This is a genomic window from Microcystis sp. M061S2 (assembly GCF_020245605.1).
GTDB lineage: Bacteria > Cyanobacteriota > Cyanobacteriia > Cyanobacteriales > Microcystaceae > Microcystis.
The window spans coordinates 1-20,038 of the sequence record NZ_JADBUP010000035.1; the positions used below are offsets into that span (position 1 = coordinate 1).

General features: G+C 43.1%; 12 protein-coding genes and 1 pseudogene. 3 read left to right on the forward strand and 10 right to left on the reverse strand.

Annotation, left to right across the window (positions count from 1 at the left end; genetic code table 11):
• Positions 1-451: 451 nt before the first annotated feature.
• The 10 genes and pseudogenes from IM475_RS07045 to IM475_RS07085 form a co-directional block, all read right to left on the reverse strand.
• A complete protein-coding gene (locus IM475_RS07045) occupies positions 452-6,604 on the reverse strand; it encodes an AAA family ATPase (protein WP_287727119.1) in 6,153 nt (2,050 codons plus the stop codon).
• Positions 6,601-8,433: a carotenoid oxygenase family protein gene (locus IM475_RS07050; protein WP_287727120.1), complete on the reverse strand. Its 1,833-nt coding sequence runs from the start codon at positions 8,431-8,433 to the stop codon at positions 6,601-6,603. Before IM475_RS07050 ends, IM475_RS07045 begins: the two co-directional genes overlap by 4 nt.
• A 308-nt stretch (positions 8,434-8,741) precedes the next feature.
• Complete coding sequence (locus tag IM475_RS07055; protein WP_287727121.1) at positions 8,742-10,076, reverse strand: AAA-like domain-containing protein; 1,335 nt, start codon at positions 10,074-10,076, stop codon at positions 8,742-8,744.
• Positions 10,077-10,844: 768 nt separating this feature from the next.
• Entirely contained in the window at positions 10,845-12,392 is a 1,548-nt protein-coding gene (locus IM475_RS07060) for a mercuric reductase (RefSeq protein WP_287727122.1), read from the reverse strand.
• A 6-nt stretch (positions 12,393-12,398) separates the two neighbouring features.
• Positions 12,399-12,737 (reverse strand): annotated as a pseudogene (locus tag IM475_RS07065) (zinc ribbon domain-containing protein); the annotation flags it as partial.
• Positions 12,738-12,873: 136 nt separating this feature from the next.
• Positions 12,874-13,215, reverse strand: coding sequence for a DUF565 domain-containing protein (locus IM475_RS07070; protein ID WP_002800797.1), 342 nt, complete (start codon positions 13,213-13,215; stop codon positions 12,874-12,876).
• A 2-nt stretch (positions 13,216-13,217) separates the two neighbouring features.
• The gene (locus IM475_RS07075) at positions 13,218-13,829 is read right to left on the reverse strand and encodes a DUF3611 family protein (RefSeq protein ID WP_002800798.1); all 612 of its coding nucleotides are present in this window, start codon (positions 13,827-13,829) and stop codon (positions 13,218-13,220) included.
• Between the two features lie 257 nt (positions 13,830-14,086).
• Positions 14,087-14,776 (reverse strand): J domain-containing protein, encoded by a 690-nt coding sequence (locus tag IM475_RS07080; RefSeq protein ID WP_287660421.1) that lies wholly within the window; start codon positions 14,774-14,776, stop codon positions 14,087-14,089.
• A 43-nt stretch (positions 14,777-14,819) separates the two neighbouring features.
• Positions 14,820-15,038: a hypothetical protein gene (locus IM475_RS23120; RefSeq protein ID WP_079205395.1), complete on the reverse strand. Its 219-nt coding sequence runs from the start codon at positions 15,036-15,038 to the stop codon at positions 14,820-14,822.
• Positions 15,039-15,422: 384 nt separating this feature from the next.
• On the reverse strand, positions 15,423-16,187 hold the full coding sequence (locus IM475_RS07085; protein ID WP_287727123.1) for a PD-(D/E)XK nuclease family protein: 765 nt from the start codon (positions 16,185-16,187) through the stop codon (positions 15,423-15,425).
• A gap of 506 nt (positions 16,188-16,693) precedes the next feature.
• Here IM475_RS07085 and cbiT point away from each other — a divergent pair.
• From cbiT to cobA, 3 genes are read left to right on the forward strand one after another with little or no spacing between them, the layout of a single operon-like run.
• Entirely contained in the window at positions 16,694-17,284 is a 591-nt protein-coding gene (gene cbiT, locus IM475_RS07090) for a precorrin-6Y C5,15-methyltransferase subunit CbiT (protein ID WP_002732225.1), read from the forward strand.
• A gap of 42 nt (positions 17,285-17,326) precedes the next feature.
• On the forward strand, positions 17,327-18,244 hold the full coding sequence (locus IM475_RS07095; protein ID WP_016514637.1) for a phosphatidate cytidylyltransferase: 918 nt from the start codon (positions 17,327-17,329) through the stop codon (positions 18,242-18,244).
• A gap of 54 nt (positions 18,245-18,298) precedes the next feature.
• Positions 18,299-19,816, forward strand: coding sequence for a uroporphyrinogen-III C-methyltransferase (gene cobA / locus IM475_RS07100; RefSeq protein WP_287727124.1), 1,518 nt, complete (start codon positions 18,299-18,301; stop codon positions 19,814-19,816).
• The last annotated feature ends 222 nt before the right edge of the window (positions 19,817-20,038 follow it).

Below are 20,038 nucleotides of genomic sequence, written 5' to 3' on the forward strand. Positions count from 1 at the left end.
CATAAACCCAGTCATCATTAAGAGGAAAATTACCCAAAGGATTGACGACAATTACCATCACAGTCCAGAGCGCAATAATTATTAAAATATTGACAATATCAGCTTTTTGGGGATGACTAAAATAAATCCAACTCATTACATCTGTTTTGTTCATGGCTCTAATCTTACGAAAGGAAAATAGCGGAATTCGAGTAATTTAGTCACGACTGCTCGTGTTGCTCCGAGAATAGCGACTCGCACTGGCCGAGACAGGGGGCTGACTTGCGGGGAAATTTAGGCACAAAACACCAAGATAACATGGCGAAGTAAGCTTCATTTATCTCTGACGCGGAGGGGGTTGTCTGTTTCATTGCCAATCTCTCAACGTCAAGTGCCGACTCTGTAGCGATTATGATCGATTTGATCTGTATTGAGCCTTTAAGTCCCAATAATTGCTCTGTAGTGGATATTTCTACAAATTTGAGCTGCAACCCAGCCAATGAAGGTTAAAGATTGCTTGATAGATGGGATTATGGATCCGCAGCCGGCCTTGGTCTTTGATCACTAACCCCGATAAAAGTAACTCTTTTTCTGGGGGGCTATCCTCGGCAATCACCTCTTTTTCCCTTAAAATCCGTTCATAGAGTCTCAGGAGCAACTGGGAGCGATGACTGTTGAGAAGTCGATCTCGAATAGTCCGCAGATGTTCCGGTTCATCCTGAGCCTCCCAATTGTCAATGATCTTCTTCTGTACTAAGTCCTCAATCCAGGAGGCCTCACCATTGGGGGGAATCGGTGAGGTGGCGGTACGAATTAACTGACAGAGTTTTTGGGTCAGAAAAGGTTGACCGTTTGTCCAAGCAAAGACTTCTTTTAAGACAGTTTGCGGGTTACTAACTTTCTCGGCCAATCCGCGCAGTAAAGGCTGGGCTTCGTGTTCCTTAAAACCCTCCAATTGAATCGAATGACCGATATTAAAAGGGGTGATTTGGTGGTCAGTAATTAAATCGGAGGGGGTGACAACACCGAAGAAAGCGAAGGTCAAACGCCGATAGAGCGGGTTAAAACCGCGCTGGTTATAGCAGGAACGAATCAGGGCAAAAAAGTCATTAACCGCAAAATTTAAGCCCAAAACACTATCAATTTCATCGATAAAAATCGCGATCGGTTTCGGGGGAGAACCTTCCACGATCCCCACTTCCAGCAATAACACCTCTTCGATAAATTCGCCCAAGCGCTGCACTGCCGAGACATCTTCCCGTTCTTGCCACCAAGCTTTGAGATTGACCCTTTTGAGCAGGCCAAAACGTCGCCCTAACTCGAAGGCTATCCCCTTGTACCATTGGTCGGGAGTGACATTTTCGCTGCCGATGCGGGTTAAATCAATGGGAGCGCAACAGACCCCCTCGTGTTGGAGGTGGTCGATCATGCGTACCATTAAACTAGACTTACCCATTTGACGGGGATTGAGAACATAGCAAAAATCGCCGCGTTTGAGGGCTTTATAGAGATAACGGTCGGCGGCGCGGACCACGTAGGTGGGGGCATCCATGGGTAAACTGCCCCCCACTTGGTAGTCAAAGGTGCTAGATTCTTCGGTACTTCTGAGCAGTTCATTTTCAAACAGTAATTTTGCTTGGGTGTCCTTGAGAATTTCTAGGGTTTGGCTGAGTTCTAGGGTGCGCTCCTGCACTTTCTGTTCGAGGGTGCGGCTATACTCGGCCAATTCTTCGGTAAAGCGAATCCGTTCCGCTTCTGCCTGTTTTCGTTCGGTAATATCGGTAAAAGCGGCGATAGCATAGATAATTTCTCCTTTTTCGTCAAAAACGGGTGTGGCATACACTTCTAGGGGGATAATCTTCTCTCCTTGGTGAATTTCTAGATCATCCATCGTGTTTTTTTCCCCCCTTAAAGCTCGGACAATCGGCTGGTCTTCGGTGGGATACAATCGATCGGTTCCACCTTGATATAACTGATAGGTTTCCCCCAACTGATTAGCCGTGGTGATATTAACTATCCCTTTTCCCAAAATCTCTTGGGCGGTTTGATTGGCATAATAGGGTTGACTGCCAGCATCGAGGACGAATACCCCCACTGGCATGGCTTCTAAAAATTGCGCTAGTTGTCTCTGTTTGGCTTTGATTTCAGCGTAGAGTTTGGCGTTAGTAATTGCGATCGCCGCTTGGCTGGAGAGCAGTTGCAGCACTTCCAATCTTTCTTGGGTAAAGGCCCCGACGGTGAGATTATTTTCTAGATAGACAATTCCCCGCAGTTGTCCTTGGTCGAGGAGGGGGGAACAGAGCAGCGATTTGGTTTGATGGGTTTTAATATAGGGATCGTTGCTAAAATTGCCCTGATGGGCGGCATCGTTATTAAGAACGGTTTGACCGCTCCGGGCTACATAGTTAATAATTGAGACGGGAAGATGTTCTTCGATGGCATTAGATTTAAAGACTGTCACCCTGTCTTCCTGCACTGAACCGGAGGCTTCAATCAGTAGTTGTCCGCCGCTTTCTAGGATAAGATAGCCCAGCTGCGCCCCAGCATTTTCGATGAGAATTTTCATCAGGGTGGCGAGTAATTGATCTAAAACTATCTCGCTAGAAATGGCTTGGGATGCCTTCATAATCGTGGCTAAATCTAATAGTTCTCCGGCATGACTAACTGAATTTTTTCTGGTGGTAGTTCTCGTGGTTTCGGTCGGGGAATTAGAACCATAATTATTGACCATTAACTGAGAATAGCGGCTTTCTATATCTTTGACTTTAGCTGTTGCTCCCCAAAGAGAATAGAGATAAGCAGCTTCATTGATGTAGGTTTTGGCAATTTTTACTTTACCCCAATCGAGATAGAATTTCGCCGCTAGTTCGTTAGCCAGTGCCTCTTCATTAATGTATTCATTTTCCTTGGCTTTAGCGATGGCTAGATCGTAGTTTTCTATGGCTTCTAGATAGGAGCGCTGCACCCGCTCCTTTTCCGCTTGCACTAAATAAAATTTATGGAGATAGTTAGGGGGTGCTTGATTAGCCCATTCCCGCAGCTTTTTCTGATTATTTGTCACCCGTTCTAATACCTGCTGTTTTTGGTCATTTTCCAGATGATTATAAATAGCTAAATGGGCGAGGGAATCATAGAAATTATGCAGAGAAATCAAAAAAGTGGCGGTAGCTCCTCCTAGATAATTTTGGGCTTGGTTAGCATTTTCGATGGCTTGTTCGTACTGTGCAAATAGATAACAAAGGTATAATTTATTAACAAATAAAGCACAGAGACCGTAGAGATCATTAGCCTCTAGATGGTACGGTAACATAACAGTTTCTTGATAGTATTGTCCTTCTAAAAGACCGGGATTTTCCGAGCGTCCCAGCAGATTTAAAACTGTTTGTCCGTAGATTTTTAGATAGTTGCGGGGGTTTTCTTGTTTGAGCTTAACAAAAGCCAGATCATAGTTAGCTATTTCTCTGGCTAATTCTGTTAATTCCTGTCCGATAAAGGCGGAATGAAAACAGTAAAGATAGGCGCAGGTTGTTCCGTAGTAGAGATCGCCCATTTCTAAACCAGTTTGATAGGAAGATTTTAACAAGGACAGGGAATTTTTAATCGGTTCTTTCCAGATACTAATAGTGGTGGAAAAGACGGCAATTATTTTCGGCATCAGGGCTTTGGCATGAAATTTATCAGCAATGTTTAAAGCCAATTTTCCAAATTGATAACCCGTTTTCCAATCGTCTAAAAGACCACAAAGAATTAGTCCATAATTAACATAAGTAAAAGCCGCTAGATAACTGTTGCCGTACTGAATTGATAAGTTAACCTGTTTTGATACTAGGATGGGTAAGAGATGAGGGACGGCAATAAAAACAGGAGAAAATATGGCAGCCGATATCTTCATTATTGCTAATTTTTCTTCTTCATTTATCGGCGGTAAAGTAATTAAATCTTCGATATTTTTACCCGCTAATTTTTGCCGAGTTTTAGTGAGTTCTTCTTGGATATCTGATGATTGTAAGGATTCAGGAATCTCGAAATCTAAGCTTTTGAGGACAGATAAGCCAATTTGTACCGCTTTTAGTTCTTGATTTTGGGCGTGATAAGCTTCGATGATTACTTCATAAACTTTTATTTTATCTAGGGTGGTTTTTGCCCGTTTTAATACGAGATTAGCCCAGCACTGCATCTGCTCAAAATCCCCACTTAAATAGGCGATTTCTGTGGCTTCGGAATAAATATTTAAAGTCAGTTGATAGTTATTTTTCCAGCTTGATTTTTTGAGAAGTTTTTGAGCAATTTTAATATATTTTAAGGCTCCAGTTTGGGCATTAGCGGCTTTGGCTTTTTGGGCTGCTAGTAAATTCAATTTAGCCACTGACTCTCGTTCTTTTTCCTCGCTAATTAGTCGATAACCAAGATTGAAATGATCGACTATTTTAAAAATCTTTTCCGATAATTCGTTGACAGAAGTATGCTGCCAAAGTAGGCGACCAATTTTTAGATGAATTAAAGATTTTTTGCTGTCTTCGATGAGAGCGTCAGCTCCTTGTTGAATACGATCATGAGCAAATTTATATTCTTGAATCAGTAATTGTTCATCTAATTCTGAGAGGGGAATAATTAAACCAGCTTCACTACTATAATTTAAAATTGGTAAAAGTTCTGGAGGTGATTTTTCAGAGATTACTGCTAGAATATTTAAATTAAATTCTGAGCCAAGACAAGCTGCTAAACTTAAAATTTCCTGGGTTTCGGGGGGCAATTTCTGCATTTTGCCCATCATAAATTGAATCAGATTGTCGGTACTGCCAATCCTTTGAATTTGGCCGAGATGCCATTGCCAATAGCCCCTATTATTATCGGTTTTAGTGGTTGTTTGCTGCCCTGGTTGGAAAAATAGCAAATTTTCCCAGTAGATAGTTTTGAGAAATTCATTGACAAAAAAAGGATTCCCGTGGGTTTTTTGCCAGACTAAAGCGGACAAAGATTGCACATTTTCTGGTGAATGATTTAATGTCTCTGCAATTAACTGATTGACCTGTTCAAGCTCCAGAGGTCTTAAAATAACTTGATTGATAATTATGCCCCCCTGCTCTAATTTATCGAGAGTAGCGGTTAGGGGATGGGTGGAATTAATTTCATTACTGCGATAGGAGCCAATTAAAAATAAATAGTCCATATCGCCATCGAGCATAATCAATTCTATTAACTGGAGACTAGCCAAGTCTGCCCATTGCAAATCATCGAGAAAGATGACTAAGGGATGTTCTGGGGAACAAAAGACGCGAATAAAATTTTTAAAGACTAAATTAAAGCGATTTTGAGTAGCGATCGCTCCTAATTGTAACACCTCTGGTTGCAGACCGATAATTAATTCTAGTTCTGGAATCACATCAATAATAACCCGTGCATTCGCCCCCAAAGACTTTAAGAGTTTTTGTCGCCATAGTTGCAGTTGTGGCTGACTTTCCCCCAAAAGTTGCTTGACGAGATGAGTCAAAGCGCTAATCACGGCAGCATAGGGAATATCGCGCTGAAATTGGTCAAATTTACCAGAGATAAAAAAGCCGCGTTTTTCAGTAATTGGCTGATAAATTTCCTTAACTAGGGTGGTTTTACCCATGCCAGAATAACCGGTAACTAGCATCAGTTCGGTGCGAGAGGAGTTTTTATCCGCCGTGGCTACCCGTTGAAAAGCAGTGAGGAGAGTGGCGATTTCTGCCTCCCTACCGTAGAGTTTTTGGGGAATTTGGAACTGATTGGCTAGATCTTGCCTAGCGATGACAAAATCATCAATTTTACCCGTTGTTTCCAGTTGTCTTAAACATTCTTCTAAATCTGCCCGAATACCATAGGCACTTTGGTATCGTTCCTCGGGGGTTTTAGCCATCAGTTTCCTGATGATTGCCTCCACCACCGGGGGAATTTCCTCCCTGACGAGACTATTAATCTCCAAAGGTTGTTTTGCCAGATGACAGTGAACTAATTCCAAAGCATCGTTAGCCCGAAAAGGTAATTGTCCGGTGAGAAGTTCGTAGAAGCTAACGCCCAAAGAATAAAAATCCGTGCGGTAATCGAGACTGCGATTCATCCGTCCGGTTTGTTCGGGAGAAATATAGGCTAAAGTCCCCTCTAGAACGTTGGGATTTTTTAGCCCCGGATTTTCCCGCCGCAGGACGCTGGCAATGCCAAAATCGATGATTTTAATTTGTCCGGTTTCGGGGTTAAGAACTATATTGGCAGGATTAATATCTTTGTGAATAACCTTGGCGTTGTGAATTTTCTCTAAATTAGCCACTATTCGGAGTGCAAGGCTCAAAAAGTCCCTTAAGAGCAGAGATTTGCCCCCTAGCCATTTTTTTAAGGATATACCCCCGAAATCTTCCAAAATAATCACGGGGGTTCTGCGGTAGGTTTCTAAGCCATAGGCTTTAATCGCCCCCTCGAAGTTGAGGCCGCAGATGGTTTTATACTCCTGTTTGTAGTGGGTTAGTTCTTGGGCGGTAGGATATTCTTGCTTGAGGATTTTGAGCATAACGGGTTGATTATCGGCGGTGCGAATAGCCCGATAGACTTCTGAGTTAACGCTTTCGTAAACCTGGGCGAGAATGTCGTATCCTTTGAGAACAATCATTTTTTTACTTGGCGATTGTAAACGGCTGCGGGTCTCCCCAAGAAAAATTCTACGGGAACTAAAACAAGACTCCGCAAGGCTGACAGGACTCGATTTACCTGTGAGACGGAAGGACGGGGAGAAGGCAGCACCTGCTCGAAATACTCAGAATGCAAGGTAAAACCAAAGTGAACATCTTCCGGCAAACTCAGTTTAGCAATCGGTCCGTCCTTGAGATTGTCAGGGTTAAATAACCAAGCTTCTAATACTTTGGTCGGGGTTAAAACCGTCGTAAACAGATAGCCCTGTTCTTGGGGAATAAACTGAATGCTATCTAAAATATAGCCATCGGGACAAACATAAAAATCCAGTAGTCCCCGACCTAAATGTGATACATGAGTATCACTGGCTTTTTGTTCTTGGTTAATCTGTTGACTTAACTGATTCCAATCTTTATCGAAGGGAACCTTGGCTAATACCGAGGGCAAGTCATGACAGGGAAGTTCGGCATCGCTGAGGATGCGATTACTCTGGTCGCGAAAATCCATATACTGACGACGACAGATTAATTCGCGCACATAACCGAGATAAATTTGATAAATGGCGCTGTATCCCTGTTCCGATTCCCGCGGGTCGGCGGTGTAGAGACTGGTAGAGAACCACCCCGGATGGATGAAAGCTTGTTCGCTCATCACCCTGGCATCTTCGATAACCACTTTGCGCAGCACTCCGGGGTCAAAGGAAAACATCCAAGGAATGCCGTGGTATTCGGGGGGATAACTCTGACCGGTAAAATGTTGGATATCGTCTTTTTCGATCGCTTCGGTTAAACTAATAGTGGCGTGTTGGATGGCCACCAGCTGAATTTGACCGTTGATACTATGGTAATTACAAAGGAAGTGATAACTGTCGCCATTGAAGGTAATTAATCGCGAGGGAACGGTGGTTTCTTCTTCCTTGAGATCTTGACGGTTAACCAGATAAATTTGAGTTTTCGGATAGGTTTCTTCGGGCTTGATTCTGATACCTAATAGTTTGGCTACTCCCATCTGAAAAGGCATATCGGGAATCATGATATAATCTTCGGTGACGATGACCGAATGGGGGCTACCATCGAGGGTAGTTCCCTGTAGTTTCCAAGGTTTAAGTTTTTTTTGTTGATCCCAAAGAACAATATACACCGAGGAATCTAAATCTTTTAACATACCTCCCGATGCAAGTTTTAGCTTTAATTCACAGGTGATAAATTCTTTGGTCTTTTTGTCGTAGAAGGGGTGAGCGGTATTTTCTAGGACTGGGAAAACAGATAAAGGCACGGAAACAAGATGTTGGTCAAAATAACCAATCGGAGTGATAGTATCAAGGGAAACGGGGTCTACTTCCCAGTAACGTCCCGCATCGGCAGTGAGAATTAATCTGGTTTCTTCTAGTTGTTTATCTTCGGCAACTTTTTCTAGTTTAACCATAGCAGTATTCGCTATTTCCGAAGAACCTAAAATGCTGACCACGGCGGGAAAAGTGGCTTGACTAATATTAAATATCGGTAAAACTTTTCGCCAAAAACTATCCCAAGTTTTTAGTTTTTTACTGTAAACGTTAACTTGATTATTTTTACCTTGCAAGTCCCATTTAATAATTACACCTTCGCCAGAGAACAAATGACGGTCATTTTTTCTATGAAAAGGACAGACGATAAAAACGTATCCCGACAGATTTTCCGGCCAATGTCCCTCAGTAATTGTGGCGACTGCCTTATATAAATTGTTCTCATCCGGCCGACCGAGTTGCGAGCGACTAAAATTACTAACGTTGACAGTATTTTGGACAGTATCTCTGATTGACATATTCATAAGTAGAGTTTGCGGCAAAAAGTTTGTTGGTGGGGTTAGTAGCCGGTCGTCGGTCGTCAGGAGATAGGAGTCGGGAGCCAGTATTTAGGAGCCGGTAGTCAGGAGATAGGATTCAGAAGTCAGGATTCAGGAGCCAGGAGACAGGTTTTAGGTGTTGGGGTTTTGGGGTTTTAGTTCAATTTCCCCACTTCCCCACCTCCCCAATTCATAATTCATAATTCATAATTCATAATTCCCACTCCCCCCACACCCTACACCCTACACCCCACACCCTACACCCCACACCCTCACTGATAACTGATTACTGTTTACTGATAACTGATAGAGGATTTCACCTCTAAAAAATAGCGTCGATACAATTCATAGCCTGGTACTACTTTATCTCCTGATTGTTTGAGTAGTCCCATACTGCTGAGTTTGTAAGCGAGAATTGGGTCTAATTGTACGGGTTCCACCGCGCTCATCACCCGGTCGAGGGCTTTTGCTAGTTCCGGCTGTTGTTCTAATACTGCCCAATGGCGCCGCAGGTGATGGGCATAAATCCCCGTGACGGAGGTGGCACTGGTTAATATTTGCGTCATGGTTATTTCCTCCCGACTGAGATAGTAGAGGGCAGTTTGTACCAAAGCTGGATGTCCTCCCACTAGCTCCATCAATTGTTTGACTTTTTCCTGATTTTCCCAGGTGAGTTGATAACGTTGGGCTAATTGTAATACCTCCTCAAGACTAAAATGACTTAACTGTGCGGGGAATCCCACGTTAAAGGGGGATTGATTGAGCTGCAGGGGAACATAAATTTCTGTGGAATGGACGACGATAAGACGGAGTTTTTGCCAGATAGGCAGGGTTTTGGCTTCCTCGTACCAAGAACGCAGCAGCGGTAAAAAATCCTTGGCCACTTGGGGATGTTCAAAAATCTGATTAAGTTCATCGAGAGCGAGGACAATGGGGGCGGTAATCGATTCAAGCAGATAGTCTTGAATGTAAACCGTACAGCTAATCTTGCTGCCTAAATCCTCATCCCAATACTCATCTAATTGCGGTTTTAACTGTAGTTGACGGGCGGCATTGGCACACAACCAGCGCAAAAATTGGTTTAAATCACTCAAAATGGCCTGGTCCACCTGTTCTAAGTTCAAACTCACCGTGCGGTAGCCTTGCTGTTTGGCAAAATCGAGCATTCTCAAAAGCAGGGAAGTTTTGCCCATTTCTTTCGGGGCTTTTATCCGCACTAAAGCCCCCGGTTTCTTGATTTCCTGCCTTATCTGTTCTTCGAGGGGAAGACGTTCTAAATAAAATGGGGAAGCAAGGGGAACTGCTCCATTAGGATAGGGGGGCAATGTGTCCAATTTTTCGCTCTTGGCTGCCGAATTAACCGGAATTTTGTCTTGAGGGGGTGCTGTTAGCTGAAAATTCAGGGCGGCGATTTCTTGCCAGTCGAGGCATAATCGACGACAAATTTGTTCAAAAGTGGCTTGTTCTACCGGTTTACCGGTCAGGAAGTTGCTGACAGTAGCCAGACTAAATTCAGCTTCTTTCGCTAAGGAGCGTTGACTGCTAAAGCCCTGCTTTCTCACGGCTAATTTAACTTGATTGAGGCAATGTTGTTGTACTCTTAGATGGCCCGACATGGAATCTCTCATAAGAACTGGGGTGTGGGGAGTAGGGTGTGGGGAGTTTTCTCAGTGAACTGATAACTGATAACTGATAACTGACTTCTAACCCAATGGTAGATGTTGGATTTTTGCAGGAGTTGTATTTTTTGAAAAAGATAAGCAAAAATTATCTATTGACTCCAAAATCTTGAGAATATTTAAATTAACATTCCGCAATATTTATAAATTCTTAAGAATTAATTGAGAAAGATTTTTATTTAGCAACGATGTTGTAATGGTTACAGCGATTTGATAGAATTTCATAGTGGGTTTTTCTGTGCTTTTTTGAGCAGCAATGGTTGAAACCCTTGCCAAACCTACAAGGTAATCCTAATTAAGACGGGTAAATCAGTCAATTTCACCCACAACGATGATCTTTTTTTTGTGTAGTTTTATTGCAAAAAAAAGTTTTTTTGACAAAAAGCACAAAGTATGATAAGTACCCAACCTATTTCTGGCTGCCAGTAGTCATTGCCGAGTGGGAGTTGGGGAGTATTTTCAGTTATCAGTAAACAGTAATCAGTGGACGTCTTGCAGAAATCGTTGTTAGGGTTAGGCTTCGGCCGCGAGCTCAGCCGAACGGAGTCAGTAGCCAGTAGTCAGTAGTCAGGAGAATTAAAAATGAGCATTAATCAATTAAATGGTCTATTTACAGATTTTATGCCATTTAATCCTTATTTTTACCGTTTTTGAACCATAAAAAATTAATTATGCAAGAGGTTTAGTGAAAAGAAAACTCAAGTCTGATAACTGATTTTAACCCGATAATTTAGTCAACAACGCCAAGAATTTTTTACTATTAGGAGTCAAGAGAGTTCGACGATAGGCATCGGCAGCTTTTTTAATCGCTTCCGCTTGGGTGGGATAGGGATGAATAACAATAGAGAGTTTACGCAGTCCGATTTGAGCAACTATAGCGGTGGTAATTTCAGAAATCATCTCACCGGCGTGAGCGGCGACAATAGTAGCTCCTAAAATTTGGTCGGAACCTTGTTTGTGAATAATTTTTAAAAAACCGTCCGTTTCGCCATCAGCGATAGCTCGATCGACTATACTCAAAGGAATTTTAATAGTATTAGTGACCAATCCCCGGGTCTGTGCCTGGGTTTCATCCATACCCACACGGGCGATTTCTGGGTCGGTATAAGTGACCCAAGGCATAACTAAATTACTGAGCTTATCGCGTCCGAAACCGAAGGGAGAAAAGAGGGTATTTTTAATCACAATACGGGCGGCCGCATCGGCGGCATGGGTAAATTTCCAATCCATACAGATATCACCGGCCGCATAAATTTTCGGGTTAGTAGTTTGCAGATAATCATTAACTTTGACTCCCCGACGAGTATCGTATTCCACGGCCACTGCTTCTAAATTTAATCCTGACAGATTAGGCTCCCGGCCGGCAGCGACTAAAATCTCATCGACGGTGATAGTTGCTCCTTGACCGTTGCTAGTATATTCAATGGTTTTACCCCGCTCATTTTTTGTCACCCGTTCAATTTGACAGGAGAGAATTAACTGCATTCCTTCCCGCAGCAAAGTATTCTCAAGAATTTCGGTCGCTTCTCGGTCTTCTTTATTCAACAGATGGGAATGATTATGAAATAAAATCACCTGTGCGCCTAACCGTTGAAAAGCTTGGGCTAATTCACAACCAATCGGCCCGCCACCGATAACAGCTAATCGGGGAGGTAATTCTGTTAGGGAAAAAATTGTTTCATTGGTATAAAATCCCGCCGCTTTTAGTCCGGGTATATCGGGATGAAAAGCCCTAGCACCAGTGGCAATGACAGCTTTTTTATAAGCGAGGGTTTTTCCGGTCACTTCCACAGCATTTTGTCCTAAAAAACGAGCGCTACCCAAGAAGACATCGATACCTAGTTTTTGGAAACGTTGCACCGAATCATGATGGCTAATATCGGCGCGAATTTGCCGCATTCTGGTCATTACTCTGGCAAAATCTACTCTAGTATCTCCAATATCAATTCCTAATTTTTTGGCTTTCTCAATTTCCCCGATAATTCTAGAGGAACGAATCAGACATTTAGAAGGAATACAACCAAAATTGAGGCAATCTCCCCCCATTAAGTGTTTTTCCACTAAAGCCACTTTTAAACCTATATCTAAACCCGCAGCCCCTGCCGCTACGACTAAACCCGCAGTACCCGCACCGATGACAACTAAATCATAACAATATTGGGGTTGGGGATTGAGCCAATCGGCAGGATGAACATAATTAACTAATTTTTGATTATGTTCGTCCATGGGGAGAATATTAACTTCACTGGAGCTATTTTGAAACATAGTGAACTACCTCGACTCCCTAGGCGCAGTTGTCAAGACTTCGGAATTTACAGGGGAATGCCTCAAGACAGATTTACATCCACCTTTTTGACTTACTTCTCCTCTTTGAGCAGTGGTCCGAGTTCCTGAGACCAATAATTTTCTGATGCCTTCTGCTCTCATTTTTTTATCTGCATTTTCGTCTCTATCGTGATGTGTACCACAGCTTGGACAAGTCCATTTTCTAACGTCTAATGGCATATCAGACATTTGATAGAGACAAAGAGAACAGGTTTTAGAGCTAGGGAAAAATCTATCAATCTCCATCAATAAACCGCCTTTATTCTGTAGTTTATAGTCAATAAATTTCCCTCTTGACCAAGTTGGTAGAGCAAGTCTCTTGGTTCTATGTTAGTTGTTGTTGTATTAATCGGACAAAACCTGATGAGCCTTTCTCTGTAAACTCTTAAGGAGTCGTGCGTTTTATTTTTCAATTGGGGATTTAAGAGCCAATTTTAAAGGCTTCTAGAAATAAACTATAGGTGATACCAATTTTTAGTAAATTGAGAGATTCTCGCAGAATCGGTGCTGGTTTAGCCTGGGAACTTTTTCGGTAAACAATCCGGCTAGTCGCCTCCGTAAACAGCAGTAATAAACCGGCAGCGGTGACATCCCATTGAGCAGTTTGACCGGCAGTGGTGACAATTGCTTGACCAGAAAAAACTCCAAATAAAACACAAATTAGCTGGAGGGAAATCCGCCGCCAAGGATTACCAAAAAAGCTATTAAACCGGCTGCTGGTGACATTAGCCAGCGTACTTAAACGGGTGCGTTGCATGGTCATATTTATTTAGAAGTAATACGATTAAGAAGCCACAAAGAGGTAACAATACCGGTAAAGTGAGCGAGAATTGTATTAGTATTTGCCTGCACAATTAACAGGTCAACAGAATTAACAAATTGACTGGGGTTAGAGGCAACATTAAAAGTACCTTGGGGAACATTGAGGGATTTAATTAAGACGATTCCCGCCAAGGCTTGCGCTCCCAAAATGGTTAAAAACATCCCGATAATATTAGCGATTAAACCCTGACGGATTAATTGAATAGTATCGGATTTTTTCGGGCGACTATCTTGATCACCCCTCAACATTTGACGGGCAATTTTCATGTAACGAGAGGAAAAGAAAATGGCGACCACCAAAAAACCAGCCCCACCAATGGCACATAAAACACCGATTTCAATACCGGAAGTGCGTTGTCTCGTCCCTAATAAACTAGCGGTAGCAATGAGCAATAAAACCCCTGAAATTACGCCTAGGACAATCTGCGTCCAAAAACCGATTCTTCCCTGACGTAAAAGGATATTAGCAGCCCGTTGGACGGCTGGAGGCAAGGAATAAAGATCAGAATCTCTAGGGGTGGATATATTGGTAATTTCTGATTGTTTGTCTCTCATCGGGGTTAAGCTAGGGATTGGGTAAATCTGGTCTTGATCTATTTTCGTCTTTTTTTTTGCCCATGGCTAGAGATTTAATAAACCTCTGGCATAATTAATTTTTCAGGGTTCAAAGACGGCAAAAATAATGATTAAATGGACTAAAATCTGTAAATAGACCATTTAATTGATTATTATTCATTCTTAATTCTCCTGACTACTGACTACTGGCTACTGACTCCTCACCCTAACAACAATTTTTGATTTTTACAAGCGGTCTAATTTTGGCACTGACTGGCTATCTGTTTAGCTTCTACCTGTAAACGCTGGGCCATGCGAAACATTTCTTGACCGGTGTGGAGAGAGCGATCATCGTAGTTAAGGGTAAAGGTTTCCAATTCTTCTAGTCCGTCAGTGAGATGATTGAGACAGTAATAAAGAGAAGCGGCCACTTTGGCCATTTTGGCAGGATTAGGCCGTTGGCAAAAGAGGGTTTTGGCTCGATCGAGATTTTGGCGACAGGTTTCTAGATAGTCTTGAAAAACAGCCATTAACTGATCATCGAAGGGATCGGCGGATAGGTGATTGATCTGACCTTTGAGAGGCCGGATAATTTGACCGATCAGGCGATTAATCGGGCTATAGGTCTGTTTATACCACTGTTTGACCAGGGCTTCGTCTTCCTGGACCGTTTCTTTGTAACGATGATAATTTGCTTGGGCGGTGGCGGTGCGTTGGGCGCGTTTTTCGGGAGAATTGGCGATTAGTTGGTTATCGTAGTCCTTTCTTAGTCTCGGATCGCTTAGGATCTCGTAGGCGGCGTTAATAGCGACGATTTTATCGTGACTGGCACTATCGTTTTGACTATCGGGATGGAATTGTCTGGCTAAACGCCGATAGGCCCGTTTAATCTCCTCAGGGGTCGATTTATGGCTGATTTCTAAGGTTTGGTAGTGGTTGCCGGTCATGAGCGCAAGCGATCGATCTGTCTTTTGTTATTATCGACCATGGTTAACGCGGCGGAGAAGGAGAATTGTCGAGAGTGGGAAAGTGGGGAGGTGGGGTGTGGGGTGTGGGGTGTGGGAAGAATACATAAAAATAATCTCCTGTCTCCTGAATACTGACTTCTGACTCCCGACTCCTGACTTCTAACCCCATGTTGGACAAAGATAAGCAAAAATTATCTATTGACTCCAAAAACTTGAGAATATTTAAATTAACATTTCGCAACATTTATAAATTCTTAAGAATTAATTGAGAAAGATTTTTATTTAACAACGATTTTACAATGGTTACAGCGATTTGATAGAATTTCATAGTGGCTTATTCTGTGCTTTTTTGGACAGCAATGGTTGAAACCCTTGCCACACCTACAAGGTGATCCTAGTTAAGACAGCTAAATTAGTCAATTTCACCCACAACGATGATCTTTTTTTTGTGTAGTTTTATTGCAAAAAAAAAGTTTTTTTGACAAAAAGCACAAAGTATGAATTAGGAAGTGGGGAAGTGGGAAGTGGGAAGTGGGAAGTGGGGGAGAAGGGAGAATAAATAAAAATAATCTTCAGAATTCAGAGTTGAGAATTTATAATTCTGATCTGACAAAATTGGCAATAATTAGACAAAAGGATTGATTTCAGGGATATCCTCGAGCGAGGGTAACTCTATTTTGCCCGATCGCTCTTGTCTAAGATAATAGGGACAATGAAGCTGACAATCGGGACGATGGGGAAAATCGACTAAATCATTTTGGTATGCTGATAGATAGCGATCGAGATCCTTCAATAAACGGCGTAAATCCCGTCCTGTCCGTTGGTGTAGTTTGCGATTATAGTTAAAAGTAATTTGTTCGGGGCTGCGGGGTAACTGCACAAACCAATAGGTCATCGATAAACTATCAAGAGGATAAGCAGAAGTTTCTGCCAACACATACAGATAAAGTCTCGTCTGCCAATTTTTGGCTAGTTTGTCGGCATCGATAGGTTTTAAGTAGGTTTTCCAGTCAAAAATTACCGCTCGATCGCTCTCTAGTAAAATTAAATCATAGATAACCGTTAATAAATAATTACCCACAGTTAAACTGCGACAATGTTCCGCTTCTCGATTAGCTTCTCCTGGATTTTGGGCAATTGCTGGGGCAGCCTTTAATAGAGCTGTTAAACAATGTTCTAACTGTTCATTTTCGCGTAATAGGGACATGATCGGCAGCCCCAATTCCCGCTGCTGTAATAATAGGTGAAACTGACTGCCCCATTCTTGCCTCTCCAATTGCCCGGGGTCAGCCGGTGTGTTAAGTTGCTCTAGATAGACTTTTTGAAATCTCGGTGGACAGGTTTCCAATAGGTTTAAATGACCCTGGGCAAGACGATAGATATTAGACATGATAGAGTTATAGTTGATCAAACAGGAGTTAGTCTATGGTTTTTGGCTGACAGATGCTAAGAAGGTTGAATAGCCAGAGTATTTAGTAACATTTGATAGACAATACCCAAAGAAATTGATTAGGAAAATCTATGCTTAAGAAAAAGGATCATGACGGCCTTTCCCATAAAGATGAAGTGTAACCTAATTTGGTGTTAACGACCGACGACTGACCCGCCAAAACAAAAACTTCCTATCTCATCATTAAGATCAGCTGCCCGCCTATTTAAATTGCTTGTTGAGATGAGGCACTGTGGCACTCTTGCAACAGTAAAGAGATTGGGAGAGATTGACCTAATCTAAGGATCGGGGGTTAAAATACGTCTTAGCTTAATGACAGACAATAGCTTGTTAGAGCTATAATCAGGGTTTTATGCCTAGAAAAGTCCCTGTTTACTTAATAAAGAAAATTTGACAAACTTATATAATAATGCTTGCTAGTGAAGCTTCTCGATAATTGATTCCCCATGACTTGGTTATATAAAACCCCCGGTATTCCCGATGAATTGTTTGAACGTTTGCCCGGGATTCCCCTGAGTAAACGCGAGGTGAGATTATTGATGATTTCCGCTTTGCGGTTAGGTGATGGGGGGGTTTTCTGGGATATTGGCGCAGGAACCGGCACTATTCCCGTTGAAATTGGCTTATTATGCCCCAATAGTCCGATTATTGCCATTGAAAGAGATGAAGAAGTGGCCAGTTTAATCCGCCGTAATTGCGATCGCTTTGGGGTAAAAAATGTTACGGTTTTTGAAGGCAGCGCGCCCGATTGTCTGCCCAATATATCCCTAGCACCCGATCGCGTCTGTATCGAGGGCGGCAAACCGATTAAATCGGTCCTGCAAGAAGTGTGGCAATACCTGAAACCCAATGGCCGCATCGTGGCTACGGCCAATAATTTAGAAACCCTCTATCAATTTTCCGAAGGCTTTTCTAATTTACAGGCGCGTAATATCGAGATCGTACAAGCGGCAGTAAATCGCCTAGAAACTAGGGGTATTCACCAAGTTTTTGCCGCCGTTGATCCCATGTTTATCCTGAGCGGCGATAAACTTTAATTGTGGATAACCTTCCATAAAGTTTTCTTAATCTATATAATTATGACAATGCCGCCTAATTTCTCTGGATTAACCATGCCTTGGCCACGCATTGTCAGCGCTATTTTTGCTATTGCCTTCGCACTGGGAATTATTATCGTTGGGGGTTGGTATTTCACCCTCGGCATCGGTGTTATCGTCTTTTTGGGACAATTAGAGTATTTTCGCTTAGTTCGCGCTAAAGGCATTGAACCGGCCGCTAAAACCACTCTCGTAGTTTCACAATTATTACTACTGACGGCAACTATGGCAGCCCCCCTCACCGATGCCATGTTTCCCCTGGCCGGAGCGTTAATTTGTTTTTATCTGCTCTTTCAGCCAAAAATGGCGACAATTGCCGACATTTCCACCTCAATTCTCGGTCTGTTTTACGGTGGTTACTTACCCAGTTATTGGATTCGTTTACGGGTCGGTTTTTCTCCCGAAAGTGGTCCCGTGGCTATGGCCAGTAACTTACCCCTGATGGGATATTGGCCGGAATCGTGGATGGAACCGAAATTATTCCCGGCTGCTTTGACGGTGACTTTTCTAGCTTTCGGTTGCATTTGGGCCGCCGATATCGGAGCTTATATCATGGGAAAATGGTTAGGGAAAACCAGTTTATCGCTGATTAGTCCCAAAAAAACCGTGGAAGGTTCCTTTTTTGGCATTTTAGGCAGTATAGCGGTGGCCGATTTGGGTGCTTGGTATTTAGATTGGCCCTATTGGCAGCTGACGGGCTTATTTTTGGGCTTATTAATTGGTATTGTCAGTTTATTGGGTGATTTAACCGAATCGATGATGAAACGCGATGCTGGGGTCAAGGATTCCGGCCAGTTAATCCCCGGTCACGGTGGTATACTCGATCGCACCGATAGTTATGTCTTCACCGCTCCCCTAGTATATTATTTCGTCACTTTACTGCTGCCCTTGTTGCGTTAGTAATTTGCATCTTCTCCAAGTGCTAGATTAAAGATTAAACTCAAATTTGCGATTATGTCAGCAGTCGTCCATCCCCGGGGTAAAGTTTATCTTCTCGGTGCGGGAATCGGTCAGAGTAGTTTTCTCACCCTGCAAGCGCGAGCAATTTTAGCCACGGCCGAGGTTTTGCTGTACGATGCCCTAGTGGATAGTCAAATCTTCTCCCTAGTGCCGAAAACCTGTGTTTTAGTCGATGTCGGCAAACGGGGAGGACAACCCGGGGCCGAGCAGAATCAGATTAATCGGATACTGGTTAATTATTGTCAAGAGGGAAAACGGGTTATTCGGCTTAAAAGTGGTGATCCGGGGGTTTTTGGGCGAGTATATCCTGAAATGTTGGCCTTAAAGCAGGCTGGCTGTGATTTTGAACTGATAACCGGTATTTCCTCCGCTTTAGCCGCTCCTTTATTGGCCGGAATTCCCCTGACCGAAAAGGATATTAGTCGCTGTTTTGCGGTCTTGAGCGCTCACGATCCCGAGTCTCTCGATTGGTCAGCCTTAGCTAAAATTGATACGCTGGTGCTATTGATGGCCGGTCAGTCTTTAGGGCAAATTATCGAGAAATTATGCCAAAATGGGCGTAATATTCACGACTCGATCGCTATTATCCGTCAGGCGGGACGCAAGGATCAACAAATTTGGCGCGGCACTTTAGAAAATATTCTCGCTCAAACCGCCGGGGTGTCCCTCTCACCCTCTATTATGGTCATTGGTCAAGTTGTGGATCTGGCGATTATGTCCTCTCCCCCACCCCTAGGCGGTAAAACTATTGTTATTACCCGTGCCGCCGAGCAAACGAGTCAATTTAGCGAAATTTTGCAAAATCAAGGCGCAGAAGTCCTGGAAATGCCCGCTTTAGAGATTCGTCCCCCCGACCGTTGGCAAGGTTTAGACGATGCCATCGCTCAGTTAAAAGAGTTTGATTGGCTGATTTTAACTTCTGCCAATGCTGTTAATTTTTTCTTTGATCGCTTGACATTTTGGGGAAAAGATGCTAGGGCTTTAGCGACTGTAAAAATCGCCGTGGTGGGTAAAAAAACCAGCCAAGTTTTGCACTCACGAGGATTAAACGCAGATTTTATCCCGGGGGATTTTGTCGCCGATGCCTTGGTAAACGAGTTTCCCGACCCGATTAGGGGTCAAAAATTCCTCTTTCCTCGCGTGGAAACGGGAGGCAGAGAGATATTAGTTAAGGAATTAACGGCCAAAGCTGGTCAGGTGACGGAAGTGGCCGCATATTATTCCGGATGTCCGGCACGCATGGATAGTGGCATCTGGGAAGCGTTTCGAGATGGGAAAGTCGATATAGTCACCTTTGCCAGTTCCAAAACCGTCCAGAATTTTTATCAGTTATTGCGACAAGAAACGGCAGAATTATCGGTTAATTCCCTATTAGAAAAAGTTTGTCTGGCTTCTATTGGTCCGCAAACTTCAAAAACCTGTCAAGAGTTATTTGGTCGTGTTGATATCGAGGCGCGAGAATATACCCTAGAAGGATTGACTAGCGCTTTAATCGAGTGGAGTAATACCTGACATTCTCAGCGCCGTATTTGCGGCAGCCGGGGTTGGGGGGATCAAAGCCCCCCTTATCAAGGGGGGGTGGGGGGATCAAAGCCCCTTATCAAGAAGGATCAAAGCCCCCCTTATCAAGGGGGGTTGGGGGGATCAAAGCCCCTTATCAAGAAGGATCAAAGCCCCCCTTATCAAGGGGGTTTGGGGGGATCAAAGCCCCTTATCAAGAAGGATCAAAGCCCC

Bases quoted from the DNA above. Each gene is read 5' to 3' on its own strand.
- IM475_RS07045 (WP_287727119.1), bottom strand. From the start codon at position 6,604: ATGATTGTTCTCAAAGGATACGACATTCTCGCCCAGGTTTACGAAAGC.
- IM475_RS07050 (WP_287727120.1), bottom strand. From the start codon at position 8,433: ATGAATATGTCAATCAGAGATACTGTCCAAAATACTGTCAACGTTAGT.
- IM475_RS07055 (WP_287727121.1), bottom strand. From the start codon at position 10,076: ATGAGAGATTCCATGTCGGGCCATCTAAGAGTACAACAACATTGCCTC.
- IM475_RS07060 (WP_287727122.1), bottom strand. From the start codon at position 12,392: ATGTTTCAAAATAGCTCCAGTGAAGTTAATATTCTCCCCATGGACGAA.
- IM475_RS07070 (WP_002800797.1), bottom strand. From the start codon at position 13,215: ATGACCATGCAACGCACCCGTTTAAGTACGCTGGCTAATGTCACCAGC.
- IM475_RS07075 (WP_002800798.1), bottom strand. From the start codon at position 13,829: ATGAGAGACAAACAATCAGAAATTACCAATATATCCACCCCTAGAGAT.
- IM475_RS07080 (WP_287660421.1), bottom strand. From the start codon at position 14,776: ATGACCGGCAACCACTACCAAACCTTAGAAATCAGCCATAAATCGACC.
- IM475_RS07085 (WP_287727123.1), bottom strand. From the start codon at position 16,187: ATGTCTAATATCTATCGTCTTGCCCAGGGTCATTTAAACCTATTGGAA.
- cbiT (WP_002732225.1), top strand. From the start codon at position 16,694: ATGACTTGGTTATATAAAACCCCCGGTATTCCCGATGAATTGTTTGAA.
- IM475_RS07095 (WP_016514637.1), top strand. From the start codon at position 17,327: ATGACAATGCCGCCTAATTTCTCTGGATTAACCATGCCTTGGCCACGC.
- cobA (WP_287727124.1), top strand. From the start codon at position 18,299: ATGTCAGCAGTCGTCCATCCCCGGGGTAAAGTTTATCTTCTCGGTGCG.